This window comes from Sporomusa sp. 246TCP1 (assembly GCF_057319775.1).
On the sequence record NZ_CM170492.1, the window covers coordinates 5,874,377 to 5,892,368 of the forward strand.

The 17,992-nt window shown below is 39.3% G+C and carries 16 protein-coding genes; 14 read left to right on the plus strand and 2 right to left on the minus strand.

What is annotated here, in order from left to right:
- The first annotated feature begins 24 nt into the window (after positions 1 to 24).
- The 4 genes from fliD (at position 25) to AC1ECB_RS27760 (ending at position 3,230) form a co-directional block, all read left to right on the plus strand.
- Positions 25 to 2,040 (plus strand): flagellar filament capping protein FliD, encoded by a 2,016-nt coding sequence (gene fliD, locus AC1ECB_RS27745; protein WP_485666771.1) that lies wholly within the window; start codon positions 25 to 27, stop codon positions 2,038 to 2,040.
- Positions 2,041 to 2,062: 22 nt separating this feature from the next.
- Positions 2,063 to 2,482, plus strand: a complete 420-nt coding sequence (locus AC1ECB_RS27750; protein ID WP_485666772.1) for a hypothetical protein — start codon at positions 2,063 to 2,065, stop codon at positions 2,480 to 2,482.
- Positions 2,483 to 2,556: 74 nt separating this feature from the next.
- Positions 2,557 to 2,970 carry a flagellar export chaperone FliS gene (gene fliS / locus AC1ECB_RS27755; protein WP_485666773.1) on the plus strand — a complete coding sequence of 138 codons (414 nt, stop codon included), beginning with the start codon at positions 2,557 to 2,559 and terminating at the stop codon, positions 2,968 to 2,970.
- A gap of 53 nt (positions 2,971 to 3,023) precedes the next feature.
- Positions 3,024 to 3,230: a carbon storage regulator gene (locus AC1ECB_RS27760; RefSeq protein WP_485666774.1), complete on the plus strand. Its 207-nt coding sequence runs from the start codon at positions 3,024 to 3,026 to the stop codon at positions 3,228 to 3,230.
- 291 nt (positions 3,231 to 3,521) lie between these two features.
- On the opposite strand, the gene AC1ECB_RS27765 is transcribed toward AC1ECB_RS27760, so the two are convergent.
- Together AC1ECB_RS27765 and AC1ECB_RS27770 are read right to left on the minus strand one after the other, a co-directional pair.
- A complete protein-coding gene (locus tag AC1ECB_RS27765; RefSeq protein ID WP_485666775.1) occupies positions 3,522 to 4,151 on the minus strand; it encodes a hypothetical protein in 630 nt (209 codons plus the stop codon).
- Between the two features lie 46 nt (positions 4,152 to 4,197).
- On the minus strand, positions 4,198 to 4,629 hold the full coding sequence (locus AC1ECB_RS27770; RefSeq protein WP_485666776.1) for a MarR family winged helix-turn-helix transcriptional regulator: 432 nt from the start codon (positions 4,627 to 4,629) through the stop codon (positions 4,198 to 4,200).
- A gap of 418 nt (positions 4,630 to 5,047) precedes the next feature.
- Between AC1ECB_RS27770 and AC1ECB_RS27775 the strand changes: the two genes are divergently transcribed.
- The 10 genes from AC1ECB_RS27775 (at position 5,048) to AC1ECB_RS27820 (ending at position 17,977) form a co-directional block, all read left to right on the plus strand.
- A complete protein-coding gene (locus AC1ECB_RS27775) occupies positions 5,048 to 6,790 on the plus strand; it encodes a flagellin N-terminal helical domain-containing protein (protein ID WP_485666777.1) in 1,743 nt (580 codons plus the stop codon).
- Between the two features lie 201 nt (positions 6,791 to 6,991).
- Positions 6,992 to 8,908, plus strand: a complete 1,917-nt coding sequence (locus AC1ECB_RS27780; RefSeq protein WP_485666778.1) for a glycosyltransferase — start codon at positions 6,992 to 6,994, stop codon at positions 8,906 to 8,908.
- 95 nt (positions 8,909 to 9,003) lie between these two features.
- Positions 9,004 to 9,777, plus strand: coding sequence for a glucose-1-phosphate cytidylyltransferase (rfbF, locus tag AC1ECB_RS27785; protein ID WP_485666779.1), 774 nt, complete (start codon positions 9,004 to 9,006; stop codon positions 9,775 to 9,777).
- Between the two features lie 12 nt (positions 9,778 to 9,789).
- Positions 9,790 to 10,878 (plus strand): CDP-glucose 4,6-dehydratase, encoded by a 1,089-nt coding sequence (gene rfbG / locus AC1ECB_RS27790; RefSeq protein WP_485666780.1) that lies wholly within the window; start codon positions 9,790 to 9,792, stop codon positions 10,876 to 10,878.
- A 4-nt stretch (positions 10,879 to 10,882) separates the two neighbouring features.
- Entirely contained in the window at positions 10,883 to 12,241 is a 1,359-nt protein-coding gene (rfbH, locus tag AC1ECB_RS27795) for a lipopolysaccharide biosynthesis protein RfbH (RefSeq protein WP_485666781.1), read from the plus strand.
- Between the two features lies 1 nt (position 12,242).
- Complete coding sequence (gene rfbC, locus AC1ECB_RS27800; protein WP_485666782.1) at positions 12,243 to 12,791, plus strand: dTDP-4-dehydrorhamnose 3,5-epimerase; 549 nt, start codon at positions 12,243 to 12,245, stop codon at positions 12,789 to 12,791.
- Between the two features lie 30 nt (positions 12,792 to 12,821).
- Complete coding sequence (locus tag AC1ECB_RS27805) at positions 12,822 to 14,510, plus strand: glycosyltransferase family 2 protein (RefSeq protein WP_485666783.1); 1,689 nt, start codon at positions 12,822 to 12,824, stop codon at positions 14,508 to 14,510.
- Between the two features lie 4 nt (positions 14,511 to 14,514).
- A complete protein-coding gene (locus AC1ECB_RS27810; RefSeq protein WP_485666784.1) occupies positions 14,515 to 15,831 on the plus strand; it encodes a glycosyltransferase family 4 protein in 1,317 nt (438 codons plus the stop codon).
- The gene (locus AC1ECB_RS27815) at positions 15,828 to 16,961 is read left to right on the plus strand and encodes an FkbM family methyltransferase (RefSeq protein WP_485666785.1); all 1,134 of its coding nucleotides are present in this window, start codon (positions 15,828 to 15,830) and stop codon (positions 16,959 to 16,961) included. Before AC1ECB_RS27810 ends, AC1ECB_RS27815 begins: the two co-directional genes overlap by 4 nt.
- Complete coding sequence (locus AC1ECB_RS27820; RefSeq protein ID WP_485666786.1) at positions 16,958 to 17,977, plus strand: radical SAM/SPASM domain-containing protein; 1,020 nt, start codon at positions 16,958 to 16,960, stop codon at positions 17,975 to 17,977. The genes AC1ECB_RS27815 and AC1ECB_RS27820 overlap by 4 nt, the downstream gene beginning before the upstream one ends.
- The last annotated feature ends 15 nt before the right edge of the window (positions 17,978 to 17,992 follow it).

The window sequence follows — 17,992 nt, forward strand, 5'->3', positions numbered from 1 at the left end:
TTAGGATGAAGGGAGGCGGCATATATGTCCTCAAGCAGCAGCATAACCACAAGTACGGTTAATGGAGTAACCCGGATTACCGGTTTGGCTTCCGGTATTGATGTAGATGGTATTGTTGAAAGCCTGGTAGCGGCGGAAAAGGAAAAAAAGTTAAACAAATTGCAACAAAAGCTACAAACAGCCGAATGGCAGCAGGAAGCATATCAAAGCGTTATTACTGATCTGACAGATTTTGCAGATACTTATCTTAGTACGACTGGGTCCAGCAGTATCATGAAAGCCAGTAATTATTTACAGTATGATGCTACAAGCAGTGATGATGCCGTTACGGTGTCGGCAGCTACTACTGCTTCAGCGGGCAGCCATACTGTCTCTGTCAGTCAACTGGCTACAGAGGCTACCTGCTCCAGCAGCGGCAGTATTTCCAAAGAGGTGCAGGGCTCAGCGGCAGCTGATTATTCCAGTCTGACCGACGAAAGCTTTGTCATTACCCTTGATGGGACGGATTATACGGTCGACCTGGACAGTGTAACTGACCTTGATTCCTTGCAAGATGCTATTGATGACGCAGTCGGTTCAACAACTAAAGTTACAGTTAGTACTAATTCCAGTGGGTATTTGGAAATAACCGCTCAGGACGATTCAGGTGTACAAGCCATCTCTATTAGTGCTGTTGATGATGATGATGGCTTGAGTGAGCTCTTCGGGACTGATCCTATCCTGTCCAACCGTTTAAGTACTTCTGATTCATTAGCGACGATTTCCGACCAGTTGAATACAGCATTGACATTTGATTCTGACGGGGAGTGTCAAATTACGATCAACGGTACTACCATAACGTTAGATGAAGATGATACGCTGGCAGAAGTGATTTCGGCAGTCGCCGCTGCTGATGTAGGCGCTACGCTAGCTTATAATTCGCTGACCGGTGAACTGACATTAACGGCTGACGATACCGGTGCCGGCAATACGTTGACTGTGGCTGACTGCACATACACGGACTCCACCACAGGCACCGACTTCACAGGCAACTTTGTCAGCACATTGTTGACTGTTCAAACAGATGGTACAGATGCCATAATTACCGTTGACGATGTGAAAATGACTCGTAGCACCAACTCTGTTACCGTTGACGGCGTGACCTACACCGCAAATGCGTTGACGACGACATCAACGACTGATAGCAGCACTGGCATCACAACTACCACCGACGACCCGCTCACAGTAACGGTAACGCAAGATTCGGATGGTGTTTATGATTTAATCTCAAATTTTGTGGATGCTTATAACGAACTGATAGAGACTATCAATGATTTGATAGATGAAGATGCTGATTCAGACTATCCACCACTTACCGATGATGAAAAAGAAGAAATGACTGATGATGAGATTACCGCCTGGGAAGCAAAGGCCAAAGTGGGGTTACTGGAAAGTGACTCAACCTTGGAAGAGCTTTTGAGCGATTTGCGGACCGCGCTGTACGATTCTGTTTCCGGTGCATCGACTACGCTTGCCGACCTCGGAATAACCACCTCCAGCGATTATTCTGATCAAGGTACGCTCGAAATTGATGAAGACACTCTGACTGCGGCTATTACCAGTGATCCGGAAGCCATTATGAATTTGTTTACCCAGACGGCAACTTCCACAGCTACCACCTCCTCTGTTTCCGGCAAGTCACTGGGAAATAACTCGATTTTGTATTCGATAAACGCGACTGACCTGGAGACTAGGTACGAGGAAGAAGGGATTGCCTATCGTTTTTTTGACATTCTGGAACAGAATATCTCGACAAAAACCTTTAGTTCTGGCAATGAAGGAGCGCTTTTAGAAATAGCCGGTATTGATGGTGATACCAGCGAAACGGATAATACGCTATCCACTTTGATTGAAAAGTACGAAGATGAAATTTCGGATGAGGAAGACCGGATTGATGATTATGAGGATACGATGTACGACAAATATACAGAACTAGAAACCTATATAAGCGAGATGAATTCACAGCTTAGTGCCTTGTCATCGTATACCAGCAGTTCATAGAACTTTTTAGGAGGTGGATAGTATGGGGCAAGGAGAAGAAGCACATAGTTGCTTGCAGCGCAAGCTGGAAATTCTTGAACAAATTGCTGCCAAAACCGAAACCCTATGCCGTTTTATTCCTGACCGCAAGATGACAGGCATCGGGCGGGTGCTGAGAGAAAGAAATGCACTAATTGATGAACTTGCGGCTGTTAATGCGGAGGTAGCTGGCAACCCCGCATGGAAGAGTGTGCCAGGCATAGAACTGTTACGGCAGGAAGTTGCCGGTAAGCAGCGGCAAATACTGGAGCGCAGCCGTCAAGTGCTGCAGCAGGCTATCGAAGAAAAAGCCTGTATTGCTGCTGAATTAAAAAAGAGCAGGGTTCATCGCCAGGTAAGAAATCAGTATGTGACTCCTTATAAGAGTATGTTGCCGGGCTGCCGCTTTAATAAAAAAGGCTAACTGATTTTAATGTAATAACTAAGATTGTGGGGTACAATGGATCGAAACTATCAGGAAGACAGGGGGGGCTGGTTATGAATGCAGCAAATATGGCCAATGCTTATAAAAGGCAACAAATCATGACAGCATCACCAGCAGAGTTGACGCTAATGCTATATAACGGAGCTATCCGTTTTGTCACAGAAAGCATACAGGCTATTGAGAAAAAAGATATAAACAAGGCACACACATCCAATATGCGAGCGCAGAAGATCGTTCGTGAACTGATGTTGGCAACCGACATGAAGCAGGAAATATCTCAGAAATGGATATTAATCGACGAATATATATTACATTGCTTAGTTCAGGGCAATATAAAAAAGGATAAACTTAAACTTGAAGAAGCTAAAAAATTCCTGGTGGATTTTCGCGACGCATGGGTTCAAGCGATGAAACAGGTGTGCATGGACCAGGGGAAGAAAGCCGTAGAAAGAAAGATTGAAGCATAAGGATAGGCACGCCAGAGTGACTCATCATGGATTTTATTGTGAGGTGACGCATTATGCTGGTAGTAGGACGAAAACCGGGCGAATATGTTATGATCGGCAAAGACATTATGGTTAAAGTCATCAAAAGTGATGACGGCCACTTAAGACTGGGAATTGATGCGCCAAAATCTACAAATATTATCCGTGGGGAGATATTTGAAGATCAATTAAATAATAGGCAAAGTAATCAACCTATAGATATTTCGCAGCGCGTTTTGTAAAAAAATAAGCATTCTGGATATTTGTGAAAAAAAGAACAATGTTTGGTCATCGCCTGAGTTGAGAATTTTTGATAACATTTAAAACGCCAAAACCCGCTAATTACCTGACTTTGTTAGGCCGTTAGCGGGTTCATTGCTGTTTAGAGTTTTTTGATAATGGTGGTTTATCTTAGTACGCGTGTCAAGACTTCTGCCTCTACAGGCGGCGTTAATTCAGGTGGAGTAGACTCTCCACCTGAATCCCAATGTTTCAGCTATGCTGAAACGAGTTCACTCTTTACCGTGATTAAGCTATTTAGCAGTATCGATTGCTGTGCTAGTAGAGCTAGCAGCTTCGGTTTCTTGTTTTTCTTGTGCTTTTTCTTGTTCACGTTTGGTGATTTCTGCAAAGTATTCACTCTGCGTGATTTCACCGTTATTCAACATTTCTTTTAACTGAGATGTGCTGTATTGTGAGAGATCATCACTAGATGTAGAATCATCATCGCTGCTATCACTGCTTGCGGTTACACTACTTGCGTCACCGCTGGGAGCAGCCGCACTGGATGTTTCAGCAGCCTCACCAAGAGAAGCGGATACAATAGATGCATCAGAATTAGACGAAGCTGTTGAAGAATGGAGTGAATTCAACAGAGCACCTTCCTGGCTGATTTCAACCGAGTAGGCTGCCGAAATACCAGTTTGTTGTGCACTAGCTACATTTTGTTGAGATTTAAGGGAAGCCTGAATAATTTTTGTTTGAGTAGATGAATTTTGCAGGGTGCTCGTTCCTGTTGCAGCTTGACTTATTTGAGCAGTTTCTTCATCGGCATTCGTAAGGGGGGGGGCTACATCAGTTGCGTCCGTCTGTGACGCTGCCGATGATACACTTTGATTTCCATACCGAGTTGATGAGAGCCAGTCGTTGTTTTGAATACGCATGTTAGACTCCTCCATATGATAATTTTTTATTCTGTTTCCAATTTAATTAAGGTAGTTTACCTGCAATTTCTTGTAACTCACGGATAGCATTAATTAAACGCTGAACTTCCTGGTCATCCAAGTGGCTAACTTTTTCCGCTAGCATTGCAAATACTTTCTCTTTGAGGATCTCAATAATGTTTAACCCGGCCGGGGTTATATTTATTTTGATGATTCTCCTATCGGTATTATCGTATTCTCTTTGGACAAAACCCTGTGAAACCAGCTTGTCAATAATAGGTGTCATCTGCTGCTTAGATATGAGCATTTCGTTAGAAAGTTCAGTCATGGTGGCCTTTTTTTCTTTTAAAATTGCTAGTACATTAGCTTGTATTGGGCTAAGAACTGGTTTAAATTGATGTTCGAAAGGTCTTACAAACTTTTTATCGAGAAGAGGAATTAAATCGAATATCATTTCAGTAGCTTGTACCCTATTCAATAAAGGACCCTCCCCCAAATTTCATTGATACTATATATCACGATATGATTAATATACTTATATGGTAAATACATATTTACCATATAAGTATATTAATCATAAATAAGTATTAACTATAAATTTGATTTCATTATATCATGCTTGCTATTAAATTCCAAGATAGTAAAAGAAGTATTCATGCTAATCTGTCAAGTCAAATAAATAGAGTATTTAATGAAAAAATCGACAACAAATAAATACTTAACAAATTAATAAATAATTATCAAATATTTATTCCCGAATTCTATAGTAGATGAATAGGAAGGAGGAATTTTCCGCAAGACTTTCCATTAGAGAGTCGTTCATTTAAGCAAGGGTTAACAAAAATGGTGCATGGAAGCTAAATTTAAAAAATAGGAAAATCAAGGAGGAATTTATTATGGCAATGGTAATCAGTACCAACATGTCCGCATTAAACACCACAAACCAATTAAACAAAAACTCTAACCTCATGAATTCAGCTCTGGAAAAACTGTCATCGGGTTATTCTATCAACAGTGCTGCCGATAATGCCGCAGGTCTTGCTATCTCCGAAAAAATGCGCGCTCAGATTCAAGGTCTTGATCAAGCAAGTAGCAACTCCCAGGACGCAATCTCATTGGCTCAGACTGCAGACGGAGCACTTGACGAAACTAACGAAATTTTAAAACGTATGCGTGAATTGGCTGTACAGGCTTCTTCCGACACGTTGACAGATAGTGACCGGGAAGCTATCCAGGATGAAGTCGACACACTCGCTCAGGAAATTGATCGTATCTCTGATGACACCGAATATAATACCATAAAACTTCTCAATGGCGACAGTGGTTCTACAACTGCCGTATCTGGCACAAATGCAGATGCTATTGTTGCTAGCGAGACTACTGCCGATAATAATACCGAATCAGGATCTTATACTGTATCCTACATCTCGGTTGCCACTCAGGCATCGACAGGGGTGAGTGCCAACTCAACACAAAGTTCGATTGTTAGTTCATCAGCTGCTTCAGCCAGTGCCACTGTTATTAGCAGTTATGCAGGCGATATTGAAATTAACGGAACGACCATAACCATTGAATCCGGCGATACAGTCAATGGTCTTATTGAAAAAATCAATAACGAGTCAGATACTACTGGCATTACAGCTTCGTTGGTTACGGCAGCAAGTAATAACTACTATATTAAATTAACTGATGAAACTTACGGCAGTCAATCGGCAGTTACCTTGGAAGCCGATAACGGTACATTACAAGAATTATTTGCTGCAGTAAGTGGCACTTCTACTGCCACCAGTGTTACTGATTATGGTACAAATGCAACTGGTACCATTAATGGGGCGGCTGCTTTGGGCGACGGCAATACATTATCTGCTTTCGGTCTTACCGTTACCGGTGATAATGCTACGTTGGCTTCTTTAGCTACTAGTACTACTTATACTGCTCTTGTTACTACAGTTAGTACTACATTGGATACTTTAGTATCAGCCATGGCTGCATCGACTGCAAGCACGTCTGTTGCTGACGTGGCCGCCGCTACTACTTATACTGATGCTCTTTCCAACGGTAATGCTACCACTGTTAGTGACGCGTTACAAGCTTTACTTGAACAGGCTGCAAAATCTACGAATACAACAATATCAACTACCGATTTAAATGCCTATAATAATGCTGTAACCGCTTTGGAGGCTGCTACCGATATTGCAACTGCAACTGTTACTGTAGATTCGTCCAGTAACCTGACTTTCCAGGTTGGCGCAAACTCTGACCAGACCATGACACTTTCCATCAATGATATGGATGCTAATGCTCTGGGCGTAGCCGGTACCACTGCCGACACCGGTATTGATCTGAGCTCCGCTACGGTCGCTACTACTGCCATCTCCACCATTGACGAAGCTATTAGTAAAGTAGCTGCTGAACGTTCTAATCTTGGTGCTGTTCAGAACAGCTTGGAAAGCAACATCAATAACCTGGATACTGAAAGTGAGAACTTAACTTCTGCTGAATCCAATATCCGTGACACTGATATGGCTTCTGTAATGGCAGAATATACTAAACTGAGTGTTATTACCCAAGCGGCTACTGCTATGCTGTCTAAAGCCAATTCTCAGCCGCAACAAGTTTTGACACTGTTACAAGGTTAATACAATCTATAGCCATATAAATAAAAGCACAAAAGCTCTGTTAATCGGGGCTTTTGTGCTTTTTTAGTATAGAAGAATTATAAGTTAGAAGCTAATGACTGTATTTAATAAAATTCAAAGAAATGTTTCGATATAATTATAGAGAGCGAAAATTGTAGAATTAAGAGACAGTGTAGAATTTTTTGTTTGGGAGAGAAAAATGTGGCTAAAATTTCCGCATGTGTTATAACCAAAAATGAAGCAACAAATATTAGTCGTTGCCTGCAAAGTGTAAAAGGTATCGTTAATGAAATAATTGTTGTCGATACTGGTTCCACTGATGCTACGGTAGAGATTGTCGAACAGGTAGGGGCCAAAGTATTTCACTATCAATGGAGTAATGATTTTGCAGCGGCACGAAACTATGCCTTGGAGCAGGCTAAAGGTGATTGGATTATTTTTTTGGATGCCGATGAGTATATTGCCGCCGAAACAAGTAACAATGTCCGACCGCTTATTGACAAAATTCATGGTAACCGGAAGATTGAAGCAGTAAGGTGCCAGCTGAATAATTTGGAGGGAATTGATGGTTCGCTTAGAAGCTCTAATCCGACTATCAGGATATTTCGTAATTCCCCGGTTATTCGTTACCAGGGCCGTATTCATGAAGCTGTTTATAAATCCGGAAAACCTGTCACACCGATAAATGTTACTACCCGAGTGCTTGTTATCTACCACACTGGCTATACAAACGAAACAATAATTGAAAAAATACGACGTAATACAGCTTTGCTGGAAGAAGAAGTAAAAGACGGTATTGTTCGTGATTTGACATATAGCTATCTAAGCGATGGTTATTGGCGGAATGGTGAGTATGAAAAAGCAATAGACTATGCGCAAAAAGCAATCAAACAGATGAAGCTGCTGAACAGTGAAATCGATTATAAACCCTATATATTTCTCATAAATAGTATGACCCGTTTAGAGACATATAGTGAAGAAGTTGTTGTTGCCAGTTGTAACGAGGCAATGGAGCGATTTCCTCATCACCCGGAGATTTGGTTGTTTCAGGGGCTTTATTACCGGAGTATTGGGCGTTGCGAAGAAGCATTAACATCCTTATTGAAGGCTATTGAATTGAATGCTAGTTATAGCGACTTTAACCGAAATAATGATTTTTACGCGTTAAGCCCGGACGCTTATCTTAATATTGCTCAAATTTATGAAATGAAGAATCAATCAACTCAGGCACTTGATTACTATACCAAAGTATTGCAACTGCAGAAATCTAATCAGAAGGTGTTTGCCAGTCTTGTTTCTATAATCAGAAACCAAGATCCGGCTAATGTCATTTTCTTTTTAAACTCGTTATATGATATTGCGGAGGAGGGAGACATTCGCTTTCTGGTAACCAACTTAGCGTGTTTAAAAGTAAAAAAAGTACTTGATTATTATCACCGAATTTTATTGGATAAGTTTGGTGATAACAAGCTTAACGGTTTGGTTTTATTAACTAATTGTAAGTTTGATATAGTTTTCCCGGTTCTTGCTGATTCTTTTCAGAAGAATGGGGAATATGACATGGAATTGTTGGCTGTGGCAGCATTGCTTATTGGTGGAAGCTTTGATTCTATGAATTTATTAGGATCGCGTATGCAACCATCATTTCGCAAAATTATTATTGCATACTTTCAAATGGAAAATGATATTCAGTTAACAAATGCTGATTTCCCACATTTTTTCGATTTAGTGAGAGAAATGATGCATTTGGGTAACCAAGCACAGATGGAAACGGTATTGCAATTAGCAAAAAGGTTTTTTTTGAGTGAAGCTATTAGTAAAATCAGCTTGACTTTTATACAACAGGGTTTTTTTGGCTATGCGCTAGATATGATTTTGTACTATATAAACAAAGTAAGTTTGGAAGCAAAACAATTAAGTCTGCTTTACTGTGATGCCGGCTATTGCTGTTATAAATTGAAAGATTTTGCCGGAGCGGCCAAGTATTTTTCGCAAGCTTTGGAATATGGTTACGATAAACATTACATTTTTGATTTTCTGGAGTGGTCATATCAGCAATGTCCTGATGAAACGATTAAGGAGAAATTCAAAGTGATGAAAGAGTTATACAGTAACTAGGAATGTACTAACTTGATTAAAAGGCCAAAGATTACGCCGAAATTAAACACTCAAAAGAGAGAAATTGTAATCGCTGAATGGAAAGGAATGAGGATATGAAGGTAGTCATATTGGCTGGTGGTTTTGGCACGCGAATCAGTGCAGAGTCACATTTAAAGCCTAAACCTATGATCGAAATCGGAGAACGGCCAATTTTATGGCATATTATGAAGATATATTCCCACTATGGGTTTAATGATTTTATTGTTTGCTTAGGGTACAAAGGATATTATATCAAAGAGTATTTTGCCCATTATTTTTTGCAGGAATCCACAATCACTTTTGATTTTCGCATGGCTAACCAACAAATAATTCATGACCATCATGCCGAACCCTGGAAAGTAACACTTGTAGATACAGGTGCAAACACTATGACCGGCGGGCGTGTAAAACGAATACAACCATATGTAGGTAATGAGCCGTTTATGCTTACGTATGGTGATGGCGTAAGTGATGTTAATATTTGTGATTTAGTAGAGTTTCATAAAAGTCACGGGAAGATTGCCACGATTACCGCAGTACAACCAATAGGCAGATTTGGAGCACTGGCTTTAGCGGATAGTAATGTACAAGCCTTTCAAGAGAAGCCGGAAGGTGATGGCGGGTGGATCAATGGTGGATTTTTTGTTTGCCAGCCAGAGTTTTTCAATCATCTTGATGGTGACGATACGGTATTAGAAAAAGCGCCGCTAGAAGGATTAGTACAGGATGAACAACTAGTGGCATATCGGCATGCCGGCTTTTGGCAGCCTATGGATACTATGCGCGAGAAGGATAACTTGGAAAAGTTGTGGAATTCTGGTGCGGCACCATGGAAAGTATGGGAGTAGGCAGGGAAAGTGATGCTAGATACAGATTTTTGGCAAGGAAAAAAAGTTTTTCTTACAGGACATACAGGTTTTAAAGGAGCTTGGTTATCAATATGGCTTAATTTGTTAGGCGCGAAGGTTACCGGCTATGCACTACAGCCGCCAACAGAGCCGAGTCTCTACACATTGTGTAATATAGGACAACAGATTATGTCTGTCTATGGTGATGTGCGTAATGGTGAATTCTTAAAAAAATCTATGCGTGCAGCTAACCCGGAAATTGTAATTCATATGGCAGCTCAGCCATTAGTTCGTGAATCTTACAAGCTACCTGTTGATACATATGCCATTAATGTCATGGGGACCGTCAACTTGTTAGAGTCTATCCGCCAATGTGAAAATGTCCGGGCTGTTGTTAATGTGACAACAGATAAGTGCTATAGTAATCAAGAATGGTTTTGGGGCTACCGGGAAAACGAACCGCTGGGCGGTTTTGACCCCTATTCCAGCAGTAAGGCATGTTCCGAATTGGTAACGGCAGCATACCGAAGTTCCTATTTCAATCCTAATAATTATGGTAGTCATCAGATTGCTGTAGCAACCGCACGTGCGGGTAATGTTATTGGTGGTGGCGATTGGGCGGCAGATCGGTTGATACCTGATTGTATTCGAGCATTATTAAATCACGAGAAAATTGTTATAAGAAACCCTAAAGCTATTCGGCCTTGGCAGCATGTACTAGAACCATTATATGGTTATTTGTTGTTAGCAGAAAATTTATATAAAAATGGAAGTTCTTTTGCAGAAGCTTGGAACTTTGGACCGGATGATAAAGATGCTAAGCCTGTGGAATGGATTGTGAAGAAGTTGAGTGAGCAGTGGGGAGCTAGCGGCTATACATTAGATGAGCGCTTGCAAATTCACGAAGCCAATTATTTGAAACTTGACTGCTCCAAAGCCAAGCTGCGCCTTGGCTGGGGGCCACGCTGGATTCTACCTATGGCACTGGAAAAAATTTATGAATGGTATATGGCGTATCAGACTGGAGCGTCGGTGTACTATACCTGTCTACAACAGATAGAAGAATATAATAAAATACCTGTAGCCATTGTGGAGGGCTGAGAGAATGAGTAGTCACGACAAAAATTTGGAACAACAATTACGGCAACATGTATTGGATGCTGTTGTTAGATATTATGAAGTAAAACATAAGACGAAGCCTGACTTTCAGCCTGGTGACCGTATCTCCTACGGCGGACGTATATTTGACGAAAGGGAAATTGTCAATCTAGTAGATGCGGCGTTAAAATTTTGGCTTACGACTGGTGAATATGCTGAACGTTTTGAAAAAGAATTTGCAAAGTTTCTCGGGGTGAGTTATTGTTCACTTACTAATTCAGGATCATCAGCGAATCTTTTGGCTTTTATGGCTTTGACCTCTTACAAATTAGGTGAACGCAGAATTAAAAAAGGCGATGAGGTCATTACTGTTGCGGCAGGGTTTCCGACTACGGTAGCTCCTATTATTCAATTTGGTGCAGTACCAGTGTTTATAGATGTAACATTGCCTTCTTATAATATTGATGTGTCCAAACTGGAATCGGCGCTTTCACCAAAGACCAAGGCAGTTATGATCGCGCATACATTGGGAAATCCTTTTGATTTGCAGACTGTACGCGAGTTTTGTGATAGAAACGGGTTATGGTTAATTGAAGATAATTGTGATGCACTAGGCTCCCAATATCTATTTAATGGTGAATGGCGCTATACAGGAACTATTGGTCATTTAGGGACTTCAAGTTTTTATCCGCCACATCATATTACAATAGGTGAAGGTGGGGCTGTTTATACTAATGATTTACAATTAAAACGCTTAGTCGAATCGTTTCGCGACTGGGGCAGAGATTGCTGGTGTCAATCAGGTGAAGATGGTACATGCAGAAATCGTTTCAATCAGCAGTTTGGTGAACTGCCTTTTGGCTATGATCATAAATATGTGTATTCTCATTTAGGATATAACCTAAAGGTTACTGATATGCAAGCGGCAATTGGATGTGCACAACTAGAAAAACTAACTGGATTTATAAAAAGTAGACAAAAAAACTGGCAACTGCTTCGCGCCGGTTTGGCGGAATTAGAAGATCAACTAATGTTGCCTGAACCGACTGAGAATTCTCGGCCAAGCTGGTTTGGCTTTTTGATTACAATAAAGCATACTGCTACATTTACCCGGGATGAAATTGTGAATTGTTTGGAAAGGCAAGGGATTCAAACCCGGATGCTTTTTGCGGGTAATTTGATAAAACATCCGTGCTTTGATGAGATGCGACACACAGGACAAGGCTTTAGAATCGTGGGAGAGCTTAAAAATACAGATGAAATTATGAATAAAACATTCTGGATTGGAGTTTATCCTGGAATGTGTACAAGTAAAATAGATTTTATGATTAAGAGTATTAAAAGTTTCGTTTTAAAGGAATATTAGTATGATTATAAAAGCGACTAGCATAGCAGGTTGTTATGAGATCGAAAATGATAAATTTGTTGATCAGAGAGGCATGTTTGTTAAAACATTTCGTAACGATGTATTTAGGCAGTATAATTTGCAAACAAACTATGCAGAAGAATACTACTCTATATCCAAAAAAAATGTGATCAGAGGATTACACTTTCAATTACCTCCTGCTGACCATGAAAAATTGGTTTATTGTAGTGTTGGAGAAGTAATGGATGTTGTTGTTGATTTAAGAAAGGGATCACCAACATATAGGAAGTTTATAACTATAAATTTGAATTGCGATAAAGCAAATATGCTATATATCCCGAAGGGGTTAGCGCATGGTTTTCAGGTTTTAAGCGATACCGCTATTATGATGTATAAGGTAACTAGTATTTATTCGACAGAACATGACAGTGGAATTTTATGGAATTCATTTGAAATTCCGTGGAATGTAAATGAGGCGATTATATCAGAACGGGATACAAGGTTAGCCAAGATGGATGATTTTGTAACTCCTTTTGTGTATGGACTGTAGTCATATATCTTATAACAAGAGAGAGGCAATATGATGGTCAACAATGGCAACGAATTTGAACAATGCCAGAAACAAGTAAAAAGAGACATAAAGTCTATGATTGAAAATAACAGGTTAGATGAGGCAAAATCTATCATTGCCGAATATGAAAGCATAGTGAAAAATGATGTTGATATATGTTTATTTAAGTCGCAAATAAGGGCTCTTATGCAGCAGAGTTGCAGTGAAATAATCGAAATTAATAGCGAAGATAAAACCTCACCTCAGCCAGGGGATAATATATATTTAGCAAGAAACAATGTAGTGTCTACTTTAAAGGAGGCTGATTCACCTCTTGTAAGTATTATCGTTTTAGGTTATAACAATTTGGAGAAGTATACCAAGACATGTATTGAGTGTATACTGAAATATACAAAAGATGTTGATTATGAGTTAATATTAATTGACAATGGATCAACTGACGGAACGTTTGACTATTTTAAGTCTATCTCACATCCTGTAAAAAAGATTGTTAAAGTTACTAAAAACATTGGCGCTTTTTTTGGATCTAATGTGGGTATCGGATTAGCCCGTGGCAGGTTTATTGTAGCTGTTAGTAACGACATTTATGTTACAAAGAACTGGCTTACTAATATGTTAAAATGTGCTTGGTCTGATGAACGTATTGGAATGGTTGTTCCGGTATCTGATAATGTCAGTAATCTGCAACAGGTACAATTGAACTTTACAAACTTTGCGGAGATGCAGGAGAACGCCGCTCTTTATAATGTTTCGGACCCCAAAAAATGGAATGAACGACTCAGGTTGGTACCGCCAATAGCTTTGCTTCGTAAAGTGTGTTTAGATATGATTGGATCACAGGATTATGGCTTTTTTCATGATTTTGCTGACGATGATTTAACTTTTCGGGTGAGAAGAGCTGGCTATAAGGCAATCCTTTGTAAAGATGTATTTGTTCAACATGCTGGACACACAGTGATGAAAAATCCCCGAGAATATCAAGAGTCGCTTAATAAGGGGCGCATAACTTTTCAAGAAAAATACTATGGAATAGATGCCTGGGATGATGTTAATAATTACGAGCAAGTCATGAGAACGTATGTCGTATTTAAGGAAAGGTTTGAGATTATTGTACCCCGTATATTAGGCGTCGATGTTCGCTGTGGCACTCCTATTCTAGAGGCAAAAAACGCTATTTGGGAACAAGGCGGGATAGTATCAAAACTATCTGCTTTTAGTTCAAACGCAAAATATTGGCTTGATTTACAGACCATATGTGATGGGAAAGTGGAAGTTGACCGCCCAGAGTACATCTTAGAATATTTTGCAGACGATAGGTTTGACTATGTTTTACTAGGAGAACCAATTAATGCCTATAAAGAGCCATATAAGCTATTGAAAAACTTACTGTCACTTCTGTCAGTTGATGGACAACTGTTACTGAAACTTAGAAATACACATGATATTAGAACAGTGCTACATATCACTAGTTCTGAAGTTCCGGCAGATAAAAATATTGTTTATCACATATCGGTTGATGATTTAGTTCAGGAACTAAGTTGTTATGGATATTATGCAAAAAATGTTACAGTCGAACCATATTATCTTGATGAAAGCCTAAAAAATAAGTTGAAAAAAATAACCTTCAATACAGAATCCTCATATTTAAAAACAATTGCCAGAGAGTACATCATCAATATAGTTAAAAAGAGGGATTAATGCAATGATTAGAATTTTGCATATAACGCCTCATATGGGTGGTGGAGTGGGAAATGTTATATCCCGATTAGCCTTAGCTAATGATAATCGGATGGAACATAGTATTGTTTTATTGGAACAACCCCGAAAAACAAATTTTGTTGATAAAGTACAAACAGCAGGTGTTTACACACTGATTGGATCCGAGCCGTTTGAAATTGCAAGGCTTATTGCCGCAACTGATATCACGGTCATTCATTGGTGGCATCATCCTAAGACAACCAAATTTCTATACGACTTTCCCGGATTACCAACTAGGGTGGTGATTTGGACACATATTTCCAACTTAACAGTTCCTGCTTTAAATCCAGATCTATTATTGGAAGCCAATAGGGTGCTTTTCACTACTGAAGCCACGTATGGTGCTGAAGTATTTTCCACTATTCCACGCGAGGTTTTGAAAAATAAAACTGGTGTTGTATATGGATGTGGCGGTTTAGAAAACTTTGCGGAGATTGAAAAAGTAAAACATAGTGGTTTTAACATTGGTTACTTGGGGCTTGTTGACTTCTCAAAACTTCATCCCGATTTTGTAGAATTTTGCAAAGCTGTTGATATTCCTGAGGCACAGTTTATATTAGCGGGTGACGCGCCGATTAAACAAGAGCTTGAAAGGCAGGTACGAATCAAACATATTTCTAATCCTTTTGTTTTTTTCGGCTATGTAAATGATATTAAGCCAGTACTTGCTCAGTTTGATGTTTTTGGTTATCCGCTGATGCCACAGCACACATGTACTACCGAGAATGCAATCTTAGAGGCTATGGCTGCTCAAGTGCCTCCAGTAGTTTTGAATCAATTAACGGAAAGATATATTGTCGAGGATGGTAAAACCGGTATTATAGTATCTAATATACAGGAATATGGAAATGCAATGAGATATCTATTTGCTAATCCCAAGGTAAGAGAAATATTGGGCAGAAATGCTCGGGAATATGTTTTGCGTAAGTATACTGCAAAGAGCTTCTTAGATTCATTTTATATCAATATTGAGTATAGTATGGAGCAACCTAAACGGTTACTGAGCTTTAAAAGGTATCTAGGCCAAACTCCAGCAGCATGGTTCAGTTCATGTCTTGGAAAAGACATATGGCGGTTTAGAGTTAGGCCTACAAACCAACATGATCGGCAGCCAGATAGTATTCAAAGCGAGATTCGAGGGTGTAGTCCCTTATTAAAAGAAAAGAACAAGTCTTCAATTTTTCAGTATCATAGAGAATTTCCGGAAGATGTACTGCTTCAGACATGGGTGCAAATAGTTAGAGAGGAAGGAAAGAAATGAGTATTGAGGCTAGTTATAAAGAAAAGTTAGAAAGGCTCATTAATTCTCCTGAAAACACTGGAAAAATGGAAGAGTTTTTTCATGAAATTGCGTCTCGTAAGGTGTTTATTTACGGAGCAGGTAACGCAGGGGCAATGACATATCAATTATTGAAGAGCGCGAATATAGGAATTGAGGGTTTTTTAGACAGGCGTGCTGATGTTATCAAATCCTATTTAAGTAAACCTGTCTTCAAGGCAGAAGATAAGAATAGCATCATGGAAGATCCGTTAGTTATTATTGCATTTTTCTGTAGTTTTGAAGAATTACAAAATATGAAAGCCTGGCTTTTAAACCTGGGATATAGTAAAACATGCTATTATCATGATGTTTATAACTTAATGATTTCCAATGAATTTACTAAGACAAATTCATTCAAATGTGAACAAGAAAAAATATTAGATGTTGCTGATTCTTTATCTGATGAAAAAAGTAAAGAAGTCTATCACCATTTTTTTAATGCGATTGTAAACTCGAATCCAGATTTATTTTCAAAACCAGATGTAGAAAAACAATATTTTGTTAATGATATATTTTTTTACAAAGGATATTCCCGATTTATCGATTGCGGGGCTTTTAATGGAGACACGGCAATGGCTCTGCGAAATAGCAAAGGTCTAATTGATAAAATTGCCTTGTTCGAGCCAGATGGTGAAAACTTTAAACAACTTCGAAAAAACTTGAATCATATGCGGGTAGCTAAGGAAGAATTACTATTTCCTTGCGGCGTCTGGAAAGAGACTATTACATTGTTGTTTAAGTCCGGCTTTGAGAGCGTTAGCATTGTCACTGAACAAGGTAATGTTTTTATTCAGTGTGTGGCCTTAGACGATGTATTAAAAGATTTTGCTCCGACTTTCATAAAAATGGATATTGAGGGTGTTGAATTAGAAGCTATCTTGGGAGCAGAGAAGATTATTGCAGAGTATAGGCCAGATCTTGCGATAAGTGTCTATCACAAAATCGAGCATATGTGGGAAATTCCAAACTTAATTAAGAGAATAAATCCAAAATATAAATTTTTTTTAAGAAGTCACGAACTTCATGGTATGGAAACTATATTATATGCGACATGCGAGGATAAACCATGAGAGCTCAAATAAAGCCAAGTTATGATACGGAACGCAAGCGTTTAGTGGATATAATTCCACTAAATACTCCGTTTACCGTCTTTGTTGAGCCTACCCGTTACTGCAATTTTAAGTGCTTTTATTGCTTGCATAGTACGAGTGGAGATGATAATGGACAATTGAAAAAAACTGGTTATCAAATCAAACATATGAGTTATTTCTTTTACGAAAAAATAGCAGAACAAATTATGTTGTTTCCGGAACGCCCTAAGCGGCTGGTATTCTCTGGTTTAGGAGAACCTTTAATGAATCCCGAGCTTCCTAGGATGATAGCTCACGCGAAGAGAGCGGGCATAGCCGAGCGCCTTGATGTTTTAACAAATGCTTCTCTGCTTACCCCCAAGCTATCTGATGCGTTGATAGCTTCGGGAGTGACAAGAATTCAAGTGTCGCTTCAAGGTCTAAATTCGAAGAAGTATAAGGATGTGTCAAATGCAACAGTAGATTTTGATCAACTGTACAAGAATTTAAGATACTTATATCAGCATAAAGCTAAGTGTGCGATTTTTATAAAAATAATTGATTCACTTATTGATAATGAGCAGGAAAAAGAACGATTTTATGATCTTTTTGGAGATATTAGTGATCAAGTTTATGTTGAACATTTGATTACTTTACAGCAGCAGATGGGTGATCATGCGGGAAGAGCTGACAATTCACGTAATTTAAACAATGAAGAAATTGATTATCGGTACGTGTGTCCGGTAATATTCTACTTACTTCAGATCGACGCTGATGGCAACGTATTCCCTTGCCCGGTGAATGGACTTCCAGCAAACTTCGCTATGGGGAATATTCATGAGGAGACCATTCAGCAAATATGGAATGGCAATCGGCGCAAAAACTTACTACGCGCTCATTTAATGCTTAACCGTGAGAAAATTCCTGTATGTGCTACTTGTACAGCTTGTCATTGTATACTTGATGAGAATGAGTATCTTGATGATGTAGCAGGACAGTTATTAAATCGGTTTTAAACTAGTAGTTAGGAT